11 protein-coding genes are annotated in these 13,050 nt (G+C 64.0%); 10 read left to right on the plus strand and 1 reads right to left on the minus strand.

The annotated features are described in order from the left end of the window. Positions 1 to 58 precede the first annotated feature (58 nt). From cpaB to EB815_RS21080, 10 genes are all read left to right on the plus strand, one after another. Positions 59 to 985: a Flp pilus assembly protein CpaB gene (cpaB, locus tag EB815_RS21035; protein ID WP_244494094.1), complete on the plus strand. Its 927-nt coding sequence runs from the start codon at positions 59 to 61 to the stop codon at positions 983 to 985. A 36-nt stretch (positions 986 to 1,021) separates the two neighbouring features. Further along, the gene (locus EB815_RS21040) at positions 1,022 to 2,461 is read left to right on the plus strand and encodes a type II and III secretion system protein family protein (protein WP_413814135.1); all 1,440 of its coding nucleotides are present in this window, start codon (positions 1,022 to 1,024) and stop codon (positions 2,459 to 2,461) included. Positions 2,462 to 2,467: 6 nt separating this feature from the next. Beyond that, positions 2,468 to 2,737 (plus strand): hypothetical protein, encoded by a 270-nt coding sequence (locus EB815_RS21045; RefSeq protein ID WP_056572257.1) that lies wholly within the window; start codon positions 2,468 to 2,470, stop codon positions 2,735 to 2,737. Positions 2,738 to 2,772: 35 nt separating this feature from the next. Then, positions 2,773 to 3,987, plus strand: a complete 1,215-nt coding sequence (locus EB815_RS21050; protein ID WP_056572255.1) for an AAA family ATPase — start codon at positions 2,773 to 2,775, stop codon at positions 3,985 to 3,987. Next, positions 3,984 to 5,405, plus strand: a complete 1,422-nt coding sequence (locus EB815_RS21055) for a CpaF family protein (RefSeq protein ID WP_056572253.1) — start codon at positions 3,984 to 3,986, stop codon at positions 5,403 to 5,405. Before EB815_RS21050 ends, EB815_RS21055 begins: the two co-directional genes overlap by 4 nt. Before the next feature lie 5 nt (positions 5,406 to 5,410). Further along, the gene (locus tag EB815_RS21060; protein WP_056572251.1) at positions 5,411 to 6,376 is read left to right on the plus strand and encodes a type II secretion system F family protein; all 966 of its coding nucleotides are present in this window, start codon (positions 5,411 to 5,413) and stop codon (positions 6,374 to 6,376) included. 1 nt (position 6,377) lies between these two features. After that, positions 6,378 to 7,343 carry a type II secretion system F family protein gene (locus EB815_RS21065; protein WP_056572249.1) on the plus strand — a complete coding sequence of 322 codons (966 nt, stop codon included), beginning with the start codon at positions 6,378 to 6,380 and terminating at the stop codon, positions 7,341 to 7,343. A gap of 76 nt (positions 7,344 to 7,419) precedes the next feature. Next, positions 7,420 to 8,247, plus strand: coding sequence for a hypothetical protein (locus EB815_RS21070; RefSeq protein WP_056572247.1), 828 nt, complete (start codon positions 7,420 to 7,422; stop codon positions 8,245 to 8,247). Between the two features lie 159 nt (positions 8,248 to 8,406). Continuing rightward, the gene (locus EB815_RS21075; RefSeq protein WP_056572245.1) at positions 8,407 to 8,880 is read left to right on the plus strand and encodes a tetratricopeptide repeat protein; all 474 of its coding nucleotides are present in this window, start codon (positions 8,407 to 8,409) and stop codon (positions 8,878 to 8,880) included. Between the two features lie 167 nt (positions 8,881 to 9,047). After that, positions 9,048 to 10,223, plus strand: coding sequence for a GGDEF domain-containing protein (locus tag EB815_RS21080; protein WP_056572243.1), 1,176 nt, complete (start codon positions 9,048 to 9,050; stop codon positions 10,221 to 10,223). A gap of 12 nt (positions 10,224 to 10,235) precedes the next feature. On the opposite strand, the gene gcvP is transcribed toward EB815_RS21080, so the two are convergent. Continuing rightward, positions 10,236 to 13,046 carry an aminomethyl-transferring glycine dehydrogenase gene (gcvP, locus tag EB815_RS21085; protein ID WP_056572241.1) on the minus strand — a complete coding sequence of 937 codons (2,811 nt, stop codon included), beginning with the start codon at positions 13,044 to 13,046 and terminating at the stop codon, positions 10,236 to 10,238. Positions 13,047 to 13,050: the final 4 nt, after the last annotated feature.

Genomic DNA, 13,050 nt, shown 5'->3' on the forward strand with positions numbered 1-13,050 from the left:
AAAGCGGCCTAGCGTGAGCCCAACATAACAAGAAACGACGGGCATCAGGGGTTTCGGCGTGAGGGGCAAGGCCATAACGATGATCGGCATCGCCGCCGTTTTCGGCGCGATATCGATCTTTGCCGCGGATTTCTGGGTCAAAAGCCAGGCCAGGGCCGACGCCGAGGAGAAGACGGCGTCGATCGCTGCTCCGGCTCCGCCAAGGATCGAGTTCAAGACCATCGTGGTGGCGAGCGCGCCGTTGCGCTACGGCATGGAAATCGACCGTGCAAAGCTGATCGAAATCCCGTGGCCGCAGGATTCCCTGCCGCAGGGTGCTTTTGCCACCATCGACGGGTTGCTTGGCGAAGGCAGCCGCGTCGTGCTGTCGCCGATCGAGGTCAACGAACCCGTGTTGCTGACCAAGTTGTCGGGGCCAAACGGCCGCGCGACGCTCTCCAACATGCTGACGCCGGGCATGCGCGCGGTCACCATCCGCACCGACGAGATTGCCGGTGTCGGCGGCTTCGTCACGCCGGGCGACCGCGTCGATGTCGTGCTGACGCGCGATGCCGGCGAAATCCAGGAGGTCGCCAAGAATGCGCAAGGGGCGGCCGGTTCGACCATCACGTCCGAGATCGTGGTTGCGGACGCCAAGGTGCTGAGCGTCGGGCAGGGCGCCGACGAGCGCCAGACCGCGCCGCAGGTGGCCAATTCCGTGACCATCGAGGTGACGACCGAGGGCGCGCAGAAAGTGGCGCTTGCCCGCACCGTCGGCACGCTGTCGCTGTCGCTGCGCTCAGCCAGCGAAGGCGGCGACGGCAAGAATGGCGTCACCACCATCTCTTCCTTCGGCGGATCGGTAGCGGCCAAGGCTCAGGCCGCGGCCGGCTCCTTGTTCGATGCAGTGACCAAGGAGCCGGAGAAGCCGAAATTCAAGACGGTCATCGTGACGCGCGGCACGAAGGCCGAGGAATATCAGGTTCCTGCGCGGGACCAGAAGTAAAGGCCGGTGGGGACCGGTCGGGACGGGGCAATGTTGATGCGTACCCTATATCGAATGGCAGGCCGGTTGCGCTTCGTGCGCACCCTGGGGATGGCGGTTGCCCTGGCTGCAAGCGGGATGCTTGGCTTGCCCGGCGCGGCCAGGGCAGGCAATGACGTCGTCTATGTCTCGGCGACCAAGAATGCGTCGATCAAGGTCGCCAAGGGGAAGCCCAGGACGATCGTGACGAGCGCCGCTTTCTACCAGATCGTCATCGGCGATCCGGAGATCGCCAACGTCAATCCGCTGACCGACAAATCCTTCTATGTGCTGGGCAACAATCTCGGTACGACCGGCATCGCTTTGTTCGACGAGAACAAGCAGCTTGTCGGCACCGTCGACATCGAGGTGACGCTCGACACGGATCAACTGGCCAGCACAATACGCGCCAGCGTGCCGGACGCCAAGATCAAGGTCGGTTCGGCCAATGGCCGTGTCGTGCTGTCGGGCGAGGCGGATGACGCTGTCGCCGCGGACAAGGCAAGCAAGATCGCCAGCCGCTTTTCCGGCAATGAAGAAGTGATCAACTCCGTCAACATCTCGTCCTCGCAGCAGGTCCAGCTCAACGTCCGTTTTGTCGAGATCAATCGCCAGGCAAGCCAGGATCTCGGCGCCAAATACAGCGCCAATTTCGCCTACGGCATTGGTGGACGCGACGTCACCATCGCTCCGGGAACCGTGCCGCCGGCTGGAACCGGAGAGATCATCGGCCGGCTGTTGTCGAACGGCGTGTCGATCGATGTCGCGATCAAGGCGCTGGAAGAGCGCGGCCTCGCCCGCCGGCTGGCCGAGCCGAACCTGATTGCCCGTTCCGGCGAGACGGCGAGCTTCCTCGCCGGCGGCGAATTTCCGATCCCGGTTTCCGAGGACAACGGCAAGATCTCCGTCAGCTACAAGAAGTACGGCGTCAGCCTCGACTTCACGCCGACTGTGCTCAAGGATGGGCTGGTCAGCCTCGACATCGCGCCGGAAGTGTCCTCGATCGACGCGTCGGCATCCTACAACATCGGCACCATCTCCGTGCCCGGTTTCATCGTGCGCCGCGCCAAGACCTCTGTCGACCTGAAGAACGGCCAGAGCTTCATGATCGCGGGGCTGCTGCAGTCGCAGAACGACATCACCACATCGCGCATTCCCGGCCTCGGCAAGATGCCCGTGCTTGGACCGCTGTTCTCGTCGAAGTCCTACCAGCGCCGCGAGACCGATCTGGTCATCATCGTCACGCCCTATCTGGTCAAGCCGGTCGACCCATCGAAGAAGATGGCCGAGCCGACCGACGGCACGCAGCCGGCCAGCAACGTCGACTATTTCCTCAACAACACCGAGGAAGTGAAGGCATCGGACACCGGTCGCGCGCTGGCGCTGGCTGATGGCAGTGCCGCACGAGCCACTCCCGCCACCACGGTCGGGCATTTCCTCGACCTGCCGAAGGACTGAAGTGCCATGCGTCTGATCCTGAGATCGAGCATCGCCTTGCTTTTGGCCGGCTTCGCCGCCGGCTGCACCAGCGACGACTATGTGCGCAGTGAAGGGCTGACGACCGGGGCCGGTAACGCCCAGGCCGCCAATACCGTCATGCAGATGGTCGATCCTTGGAAGTACGGTGTCCAGAACACCAGGCTTCTCGTGCCTGCCAAGCGTGGCGATGCCGGACCCGTCACCCCCGATCAGGCCGCCGCGTCGAAGGCGTCGCAGACGACCACGGGCAACTGACCCCAAAGGGCGATCGAGCCCACAGGCTGATAAAAATGGCAAACGGCATCAAGACCCGGAAAATCCTGCTCGTATCGACGGACAGGACCTTCGTGCAGGACACGCGGACGGCATTCGCCGCCTCCGAGATCATCCAGCTCTCGGCGGTGGAGAAGAGTGTCACCGAGTTGCGTGGCGAGATCCAGGAGGCCGATTTCGGCGCCATCATCGTCGACATGGACGCGGCCAGGCTGGAGGAGGTCGAGTCGCTGCAGCGCATCATGCGCCGGCTGGAGGGCAAGACACCGGTTGTCGTCGTCACCCAGGAGTTCAACGCAGCCGCGGTGCGCATCCTGGTGCAGCTCAAGGTCGCCGATTTCCTGGTCAAGCCAATCACAACGGCAGACCTGGTGCGCTCGGTGGTGCGGGCGTTGCAGGGGCCGGGACGGGAGGAAAACACCGAGTCGCAGATCTACACCTTCATGCCTGCCGCCGGCGGCGTCGGTACAACGACGCTGGCGCTGCAGACCGCCTTCCAGCTGCATCATTCGGTGACGCGTGGCGCCTCGACCTGCGTGGTCGATCTCAATTTCCAGCAGGGCGCCTGTGCCGAATATCTCGACCTCGAACCACGTTTCGACATCACCGAGATCGAAAACCAGCCCGAACGCCTCGACCGGCAGTTGCTCGACGTGATGCTGTCAAAGCACGCCAGCGGTCTGTGCGTGCTGGCCGCGCCGACCCACCCGGCGGAGATGCGCTCGTTCAAGACCGATGTCGTGGTACGCATGCTGGACCTCGTCTCGGCCTATTTCGACAATGTGGTCATCGACATGCCGCGCACCTGGTTTCCCTGGACGGAGACCGTGCTGCTCGGCTCCAACAAGCTCTATATCGTCGCCGAGATGACCGTGCCGTGCCTGCGCCACACGCAAAGGCTGATCCAGGCTGTCTATGAGACCGCCGGCAAGGAAGTGAAGCCGAACGTCATCGTCAACCGCTTCGAGCAGAAGATGTTCGACAACGGCATCAAGCAGGCCGACGTCCAGGAGATCCTTGGCGAGCATTTCGTCGGCGGCATCGCCAACAACTACCGGCTGGTGCGCGAGGCGGTCGACCGCGGCGTGCCGCTGCACGAAATCGACCCCAATGCCAATGTCGTCAACGACCTGAAGAGGATCATTCTTCCGGAGGAGGCAGCCGCGACCGGAGCCAAGTCGAAGTCGCTATTCGGTCTCGGGAAGGACTTCTTGAGGAGGAAGGCCGGATGACCAGCCGTTTTTCAACCCTGCAGAACCGTGACGCACGGCCGCAGCGTCCGGCAGAATCAGCCCCGGTCGCGCATCATGCTGTCGTCATCCCGACCAGCCGAAAGGCCTTGCCGGCAAAGCCTGATATCGCACCGGCAAAGAACGCCAACAAGGTGCTCGATGCGCGCGTCCGCATTCACCGCATGCTGCTCGAGGAGATCAACCTCGTGGCGCTGGAGCGTTTGCCCAAGGAGGAGATGCGCCGGCAGGTGCATGATTTCGTTTCTGAAAAGACCCGCCAGGAGCGGATGGCGATCAACACCGTCGAATTAGAGGCGCTGGTCGACGATATCGTCGACGAGATGGTCGGCCTCGGTCCGCTCGAGCCGCTGCTCAAGGATCCGGACATCAACGACATCCTGATCAACGGTCACCAGAACTGCTTCATCGAAAAGAAGGGCAAGCTGCAGCAGGTCCATATCCCGTTCAAGGATGAGGCGCATCTGCTTAGAATCATTAACAAGATCGTCGCCGCGGTCGGCCGCCGCGTCGATGAATCGCAGCCGATGGTCGATGCGCGCATGCTTGACGGCTCGCGCTTCAACGCGGCCATCCGCCCGGTCGGCGTCGACGGGCCGCTGGTGTCGATCCGCAAATTCTCCAAGAACAAGCTCGGCCTTCACAAGCTGGTCGAATTCGGCGCCATCACGCAGAACATGGCTGAAGTGCTGGCGGCGGCGGTTCACGCCCGCAAGACGACGATCATTTCGGGCGGCACCGGTACCGGCAAGACGACGATGCTGAACGCGCTGTCGGCCTTCATCCCCGAGGACGAGCGGTTGATCACCATCGAGGACGCGGCCGAACTTCAGCTGCAGCAGCCGCATGTCGCGCGCATGGAGACACGTCCCGCCAACATCGAGGGCCATGGCGAACTGAAGCAGCGCGATCTCGTCAAGAACGCGCTGCGCATGCGCCCAGACCGCGTCATCCTCGGCGAGTGCCGCGGCGAGGAGGCCTTCGACATGCTGCAAGCGATGAACACCGGCCATGAGGGGTCGATGGCGACCATCCATGCCAACACGCCGCGCGATGCCATTTCGCGCCTCGAACAGATGCTGGGCATGACCGGTATGCCGATGACGGTGCAGTCGATCCGCAGCCAGATCGCCAGCGCCATCGATATCATCGTCCAACTGACCCGGCTTTCCGACGGCAAGCGCAAGGTGACGAGCGTCGCCGAGGTAACCGGCATGGAAGGCGACGTCATCCAGATGCAGGAGATTTTCCGCTTCGTGCGCACCGGCATGGACGCCGATGGCGGGATTCTCGGCTATTACGAGGCGACCGGCATCCGGCCGCGTTTCCTGGAAGATCTGCGCGCCATGGGCATCGAGTTTCCCGGACGCTATTTCGAACCCGGCCGACCGCAGGAGTAACCAGGGTGTTCGACGGGCTGAGCGCGATCTATGTCGTCTATGCCGGGGCAGCAGTCACCGGCATCATGATCGCCGAGGCCTGCTATCTCCTCTACGCTGGCCGCAGCGACAAGCGCACCGCCATCAACCGGCGCATGAAGCTGCAGGAGAACAAGATCAGCCAGGAGCAGGTGCTGATCCAGCTGCGCAAGGAACGGGGTCTCGATGCAGGCACCTCGTTGTTCTCGCCGGACCGGTTCCGTGCCCTGCGCACGCAGTCGGGCATGATCATGCCGCTGTCGAGATTCCTGATGATCACCTCGGGCGTGGCGCTGGCCATGGCCCTGGTCGCCATCTGGCATGGCTTGCCGCTTTTGATGGGGATTGTCCTGTTCGTGGTGCTGGTGCCGCTGTTGCCGGTGGTGGTGATGCGCTTCAAGCGCAAGCGCCGGCTCAAGCGCTTCGGCATGCAACTGCCGGAGGCGCTGGAGCTGATAACACGCGGCCTCAAGGCCGGTCATCCCGTGCCGGTGGCCATTGCCATGGTGTCGCGCGAGATGCCCGATCCGATCGGCACCGAATTCGGCGTCATCGCCGATGAGGTCACCTATGGTTCCGACCTGGTCTCGGCGCTGAATTCGCTGTTCGACAGGGTCGGCCATGAGGATCTGCCGCTGTTCATCACCGCCGTCTCGATCCAGTCCAGTTCGGGCGGCAATCTGCGCGAGATCCTCGACGGTCTGGCGTTGACGATCCGCGAGCGCGGCAAGCTGCGCCGCAAGGTGCGCGCCATCTCGACCGAAGGCCGCATGTCGGCCTATATCCTGACGGCGATACCGGCACTTTTGTTTGCCGCCATCATGGCGCTGATGCCGGGCTTCTACCGCGATGTCTGGGACGAGCCGAAAACCTGGTACCTGATCGGCGGCTCGGTGACGTGGCTGATGCTGGGCAATCTGATGATGTTCAAGATGTCGAATTTCAGGTTCTGACATGCAGGGCCTCATCGAGTTCCTCGCCTCGCTTGCTCCGACCTCGTTGATGCCGGTGGCCGTCCTGTTGCTGGCCCTGGGCACCGGTGCGGTGGCCTGGCCGATGGTGGCGGCGAAGGGCGATCGCAACGAAGTGAAGCGCCGGCTCAAGGTCGACCATGGTCCCGCGGCCGCGAAACCCGAGCCGCTGCAGAAGAAGAACGCCAATGTCGTGCGCGAGAAGGCGGTGAGGCGGGCACAGGAATTCTACGCCAAGAGCGATCCCGAAAATGTCGCCCGGTTGCGCATGAAGCTGATCCAGGCCGGCTATATGGAGCCGCGCGCCGTCGGCACGTTCTTCATCATACGCTTCTCGGCGCTGGTCGGCGCCGCGATCGGAGCGTTTGTCCTGAACCAATGGTTGGCCAATGCCGACGCGACGATGGCCAGCCGTTGGGCGTTCGTGATCCTGTCGGGCGTGGCCGGCTATTTCCTTCCTGGCCTTGTGCTGACCCAGAAGGTGCGGGAGAAGATGCGCGAATATCGCAACGGCTTTCCCGACTTCATGGACCTGATGATCGTCTGCTCGGATGCCGGCATGAGCATGGAAGCCGGCATCGAGCGTGTCTCCAAGGAACTCGCCAAGACCTATCCCGCGCTCAGCCAGAACCTGCAGCTGGTGTCGCTGGAACTGCGGGCAGGGCGCAGCCTCGACGATGCGCTGAAGGCGCTCGCCGACCGCCTCAGCCTGGACGAGGTCCGCTCCTTCGCCACGCTCCTGCAGCAGTCGAAGGAACTCGGCACCAGCCTGTCGGGCGCACTGCGCGTCTTCTCCGACGAAATGCGCCACAAGCGCATGTCGCTGGCCGAGGAAAAAGCGCACGCTCTGCCGGCCAAGATGTCGATACCGGTGACGGTGTGCATCCTGCCGGTGGTCCTGATGATCGCGGTCATCCCCATCATCGTGAAGATGACGGGTAGCCACTAGCCAATATTGATACCCTGGATCCTGGGCCGGCTACGCATCATCCGGCCCGAACGCGGCCTTGCGACGTGAGAACCCCATGCGAATAGTGTTGTGTGCCCTCGCTCTCGCCGCCGCCAGCCTGTGGCCGGCGCAGGCCGCGGCCGACGATTGCGGCGATGCCGCCTCGCTTTTGCGGCAGGCTTATCCCAAGGTCCAGAAAAGCGCCGACGGCCGCTCGTTCACGCTCGAACCGCATACCAGCATCCCTCTCGCGGTCCCGCAGGACGGTATGCCGGGCCTGGTCTGCAAGGTCTGGCCAGCGCATAACGATCTGCTGCTGGTCGCGGTGCCGCTGATCGACAGCGTCCAATCCGTCGACGGCCAGCATGTTGGCGACATCGAACTTCTGGTCGTCGACAGGAAGACCCTGCAGGTTCGCCAGCGCCTGCTCCAGCCCAGGCTGATGAACGACGATGCCGTCGCCATCCGCGGCATCGAATTCGACACCGGCCGCTATGGGCTGGCGCCCGGTGTCACCGCCTTCGGCCTGCGCATCGACATGGCCAACCATTCGCAGCCCAATCCGTTCAACGAAACCGACCTGCGGCTCTACGCCATCGCCGGCAACGCGCTGCGCGCGGTGCTCGATGGGCTCGTAGTGGCCGGCTTTGGCGGCGAAGGCGACACCAATTGCGCGGGATCGTTTCATTCGAGCCAGGTGAGCCTGGCGATGAGCCCGAAGATCCATCGCGGCTACCACGACATCATCGCGGTCGAGCGGCAGGATACCGACGAACCGTTCCCCGACAAGGATGGCGAGTGCCAGTCGCATCCCGGCAAGTCGGTGAGCCGGACCCACCGGCTGCGCTATGACGGCAGCCGTTATCCGGTTCCGGCGGCGCTCAAGGCAATGGACCCGCCGTAAGAAGGGGGTTCGCACCTGCTCGCGGCGTTGCGGCCAGTGGTTAATGGTCGGTATTGCGGAAACCAAATCTTAGGGGCATTTCGGCACCGAAGCTTAATCGCTGTGCTGTAGTGTCTTTCCCTGAAGAACGACCCGACAAATCGGGCGACGGGGCAGGGCATGCGTCAGACAAAATTTGCGGCGGTGGCCACGATGGCGGCCGTCTTGATGATCACCGGGTGCACGACGAACAACAACGTCGACACGACCAAGACCACCGCGATCCAGCCGGCCGCCAGGGATGTCGATACGTCCGATCTGGCGCAAGGCAAGGCGCAGTTTCGCGATGCGAATTACGGCCTCGCCGAACAGCATTTCCGCAAGGCCGTCGAGCTGAAGGCCGACAATGCGGAGGCCTGGATGGGGCTCGCCGCCTCCTATGACGAACTCGGCCGCTTCGATTTTGCCGACCGCGCCTACGGCCAGCTCCTGAAGGTCGCCGGCCGCAAACCGCAGATCGTCAACAATATGGGTTATTCGCAACTGCTGCGCGGCAACAAGAAGAAGGCCAGGGCACTGCTGCTGGAGGCGAAGGCCGGCATGGCCGACCCCACGGTCGTCAACGCCAATCTGGCGCTGCTCAACAAGGGTTGATGCCGTCCTCGTGCCGGCCAAGGGTACGGTTTCGGGACAGGTGGCATCGACGCTTTGTAAACCCTAACCGCAGCTTCGGTCGAAAGATCGGCTTAAAGCCATGATCGAGGGCTGCCGCTGACCTAGAATGCGGCTAACCGCCGACGCTCGAGAGGCCCCCGCCCGAAATGCTGGATTTCAGTTCGCTCCTGCTCGCGGCCGCGCTGTCGGGCACCTGTCTGGCCGTTACCATGTTTGCAATCTGGTTCACCGCGCCGCGGGCGCGTTTCGTGCTGACGGTGGCGTGCGGCATTCTCGTCCTCGTCGCGCATGTGATCCTGTTCTGGCGATACACCAAGGAGCCGGATCCGTTGCTTTGCCAGATCGCGCTGGCGCTGCTCAGCCTGGGCTTCCTGATCCTCTGCATTTCTGCCATGCAGTATCTTGGCGTGCCGGACCACAGGCGTGCGGTCGTGCCGACCCTTGCCGCCATGGCAATCTGCGCGGCCTTGACCTTCCTCGGCCTTGACGGTGTCGGCTTCATCGTCACCTACGCGACGGTGACCGTACTGCTGTCGACGATCGGGGCCATGTTCTGGGTCAATGGCAGTCATGATCGCCGCATCCTGCTGGTGGTCTCGTTCCTGAGCGGCACCTGTGCGCTGTCGTTTGCCCTTTGCGGCATGGTTCTGCTGGCCAAGGCGCAATGGACGCTCGGCGTTGCCCCCGACAATTGGGCCGAACGTCTGAATTCCGTCGTGGCGGTGGCCTGCATGACCGGCCTCGGCGCCTTGACGCTCTCGCTGCATCATCTGCAGGCACAGATCGAGCTGAAGGCCGAGACGATGACCGATCCATTGACCGGGCTGATGAACCGTCGTGGGTTGACGTCGCTCCACGGCGAGCGGTCCTTCGGTCCCTTCACGGCGATCGTCATGTTCGACCTCGATCACTTCAAGAGGACGAACGACATATACGGTCATCCCATAGGGGATCAGGTCCTGTGCCGCTTCGCCGCCGTCATCCGGAAATATGCCAGGACCGGCGTCGACGCCTTTCGACTTGGCGGCGAGGAGTTCGCCGTCGTCATGTCGCGGATGACGGAAGAGCGGGCCTATGATCTCGCCAGCAAGATTGGCGTGGCCTTCGGCACCGAAATCGTTGCCAGTCCGCTCGGTCCATTGCGTAGCACGGTCAGCGGCGGAATCGGCTTTGGCGGCACCGACGGCAGCAGCCTCGACGAAGTGCTGGCCGAGGCGGACGCCGCGCTCTACGCGGCCAAGCGCGCCGGCCGAAATTGCGTCATCAGCCGCAAGAGGATGGGCAAGGCCGAACCGGTCGAGCCGGCCTTGCGCTCAGCTTAGGCCGAGAGACCGCTATTCGGCCGCTCCCAGATAATCCGACAGCGGCGGGCAGGAGCAGACCAGGTTGCGATCGCCGGCGACATTGTCGATGCGCGACACCGGCGGCCAGTACTTTGCCGCTGTGTCGGCGTCGCCGGCGGGGTAAGCCGCTTCCAGGCGTGAGTAGGGGTGGGTCCACTGTCCGGCCAGCGTCTCGGCCGCGGTGTGCGGCGCGTTGACCAGCGGGTTGTCGGTCAGTGGCCATTCGCCCTTCGCCACCTTGGCTGCCTCGCCGGCGATCGCGATCATCGCCTCGCAGAAGCGGTCGAGCTCGCGCTTGGGCTCCGACTCCGTCGGCTCGACCATCAGCGTGCCGGCGACCGGAAACGACATGGTCGGCGCGTGGAAGCCGTAGTCGATCAGGCGTTTGGCGATGTCATCGACGCTGATGCCGGCGCTCTCCTTGAGCACACGCGTGTCGAGGATGCATTCATGCGCGATGCGATCGTGCCGGCCCTTGTAGAGCAGGGGGAAATGCGGCGCGAGCCGTGTCGCCACGTAGTTGGCCGAGATGATGGCAGTCTCCGTTGCCTGCTTCAGGCCCGCAGCGCCCATCATGCGGATATACATCCAGGTGATCGGCAGGATGGAAGCGCTGCCGAACGGTGCTGCCGACACGGCATGCGCCGAGCCTTCGGTGACATGGCCCGGCAGATAGGGCTTCAGATGCGCCTTGACGCCGATCGGGCCGATGCCGGGGCCGCCGCCGCCATGCGGGATGCAGAAGGTCTTGTGCAGGTTCATATGGCAGACATCGGCGCCGATGTCGGCAGGACGTGCGAGGGCGACGAGCGCGTTGAGGTTGGCGCCGTCGAAATAGACCTGGCCGCCATGCTCGTGAATGAGGGCACAGAGGTGACGGGCGCCTTCTTCGTACACGCCGTGCGTCGAAGGATAGGTGAACATCAGCGCCGCGAGGTTTTTGGAATGCTCGTTGGCCTTGGCCCGCATATCATCCATGTCGATATTGCCGTCCTCCAGGCAGCGCACGACGACGACGCTCATGCCCGCCATCGCGGCACTTGCCGGATTGGTGCCGTGGGCGGAAGAGGGGATCAGGCAGACGGTGCGGTGGCCTTCGCCGCGCGAGCGGTGATAGGCGCGGATGGCGAGCAGGCCGGCATATTCGCCCTGGCTGCCGGCATTGGGCTGCAGGCTGACCGCGTCGAAACCGGTGATTTCGGACAGCCAACCTTCCAACTCACCGATCATGGCGCGATAGCCGGCCGAATGGCTGGCCGGCGCGAAGGGATGCAGATTGGCGATGCTTGGCCAACTCACCGGCATCATTTCGGCCGCGGCGTTGAGCTTCATGGTGCAGGATCCGAGCGGGATCATGGAGCGGTCGAGCGCCAGGTCCTTGTCGGCCAGCCGGCGCAGAAGGCGCATCATGTCGGTTTCCGACTTGTTCTCGTTGAAGACCGGCTGGGTCAGGAACTCTTTTCCCCGCGGCTTGCCGGGCACCGTGCTGCCGGCCGAAAGCCCGGCCTTGGCGCCGAACAGGGCCGCGATCGCGTCGAGATCAGCGTCGGTCGAGGTCTCGTCGAAGGCTATGCCGACATGGTCGGCATCAAGCACGCGCAGCAGCCGGCCGGTTTTTTCGGCGGCTTCGGCAATCTCCGCGGCCTTGCCCTTTACCTCCACCGTCACCGTGTCGAAACGGCTGGCGCCGAGCACCGGCACGCCTGCCGCTTGGAGACCGCTTGCCAGACGGTTGGCCAGCGCGTGGATGCGCCCAGCAATCGCCTGCAGCCCGGCGGGACCGTGCCAGATGGCATAGGCCGTCGCCATGTTGGCGAGCAGCGCCTGCGCCGTGCAGATGTTGGAGGTCGCCTTGTCGCGGCGGATATGCTGTTCGCGCGTCTGCAAGGCGAGGCGGTATCCGGGCCGGCCCTTGCTGTCGGTCGACTGGCCGACCAGGCGGCCGGGCATCAGCCGCGTCAGCCTGTCGGAGACGGCGCAATAGGCGGCGTGCGGGCCGCCAAAGCCCATCGGCACGCCAAAGCGCTGCATCGGCCCGACGGCAATGTCGGCGCCGAGTTTCGCCGGGGCGTCGGTCAGCGTCAGGCCGAGCGGGTCGGCGATGAAGACGACCAGCGCGCCGGTGGCGCGGGCCTTGTCGATCGCCGCCTTGTGGTCGCCATAGACGCCTGATGTATCGGGCCAGGAGACGAGCAGGGCAGCCGTGTTGTCGTCGATCGTCTCGCCGTCGATCTCGATGCCGAGCGGTTCGGCGCGGGTGCGTACCACATCCAGTGTCTGCGGATGCGGCGTGCCGGCAAGTGCCACCTTGGTGCGTTTGTCGCGATGGTGGCGCAGCGCTATGCCGACCGCTTCGGCGACAGCGGTTGCCTCATCCAGCAGCGAGGCCGACGCCACCGGCAGGCCGGTCAGTTCGGTGACCAGCGTCTGGAAATTGAACAGCATTTCCAGACGGCCCTGGCTGATCTCGGCCTGATAGGGGGTATAGGCCGTATACCAGGCCGGATTCTCGAACAGATTGCGCTGGATGACCGGCGGGACGTGGACGCCGTGATAGCCTGCGCCGATGAAGCTCTTCAGCACGGTATTCCCAGCCATTGTCGCCGACAATTCGGCCAGTGCTTCGGCTTCACTCGCCGGCGCCGGCAGGGCCAGCGGCAGGTCGAGGCGAATCGATTGCGGCACGGCCTGGCTGATCAGTGTCTCGACCGAGGGGACGCCGATCACCGCAAGCATGGCTCTGACATCGCTGACATCAGGACCGATATGGCGGGCCGAGAAGGGGGTAAGTGCTGCGCTCATCGTT

This window comes from Mesorhizobium loti (assembly GCF_013170705.1).
GTDB classification, from domain to species: Bacteria; Pseudomonadota; Alphaproteobacteria; order Rhizobiales; family Rhizobiaceae; genus Mesorhizobium; species Mesorhizobium loti_D.

What these genes read in the sequence shown, in the direction of transcription:
- EB815_RS21040 (WP_413814135.1), top strand. Translation starts at nt 1,022, where the DNA reads ATGCGTACCCTATATCGAATGGCAGGCCGGTTGCGCTTCGTGCGCACC.
- EB815_RS21045 (WP_056572257.1), top strand. Translation starts at nt 2,468, where the DNA reads ATGCGTCTGATCCTGAGATCGAGCATCGCCTTGCTTTTGGCCGGCTTC.
- EB815_RS21050 (WP_056572255.1), top strand. Translation starts at nt 2,773, where the DNA reads ATGGCAAACGGCATCAAGACCCGGAAAATCCTGCTCGTATCGACGGAC.
- EB815_RS21055 (WP_056572253.1), top strand. Translation starts at nt 3,984, where the DNA reads ATGACCAGCCGTTTTTCAACCCTGCAGAACCGTGACGCACGGCCGCAG.
- EB815_RS21065 (WP_056572249.1), top strand. Translation starts at nt 6,378, where the DNA reads ATGCAGGGCCTCATCGAGTTCCTCGCCTCGCTTGCTCCGACCTCGTTG.
- EB815_RS21070 (WP_056572247.1), top strand. Translation starts at nt 7,420, where the DNA reads ATGCGAATAGTGTTGTGTGCCCTCGCTCTCGCCGCCGCCAGCCTGTGG.
- EB815_RS21075 (WP_056572245.1), top strand. Translation starts at nt 8,407, where the DNA reads ATGCGTCAGACAAAATTTGCGGCGGTGGCCACGATGGCGGCCGTCTTG.
- EB815_RS21080 (WP_056572243.1), top strand. Translation starts at nt 9,048, where the DNA reads ATGCTGGATTTCAGTTCGCTCCTGCTCGCGGCCGCGCTGTCGGGCACC.
- gcvP (WP_056572241.1), bottom strand. Translation starts at nt 13,046, where the DNA reads ATGAGCGCAGCACTTACCCCCTTCTCGGCCCGCCATATCGGTCCTGAT.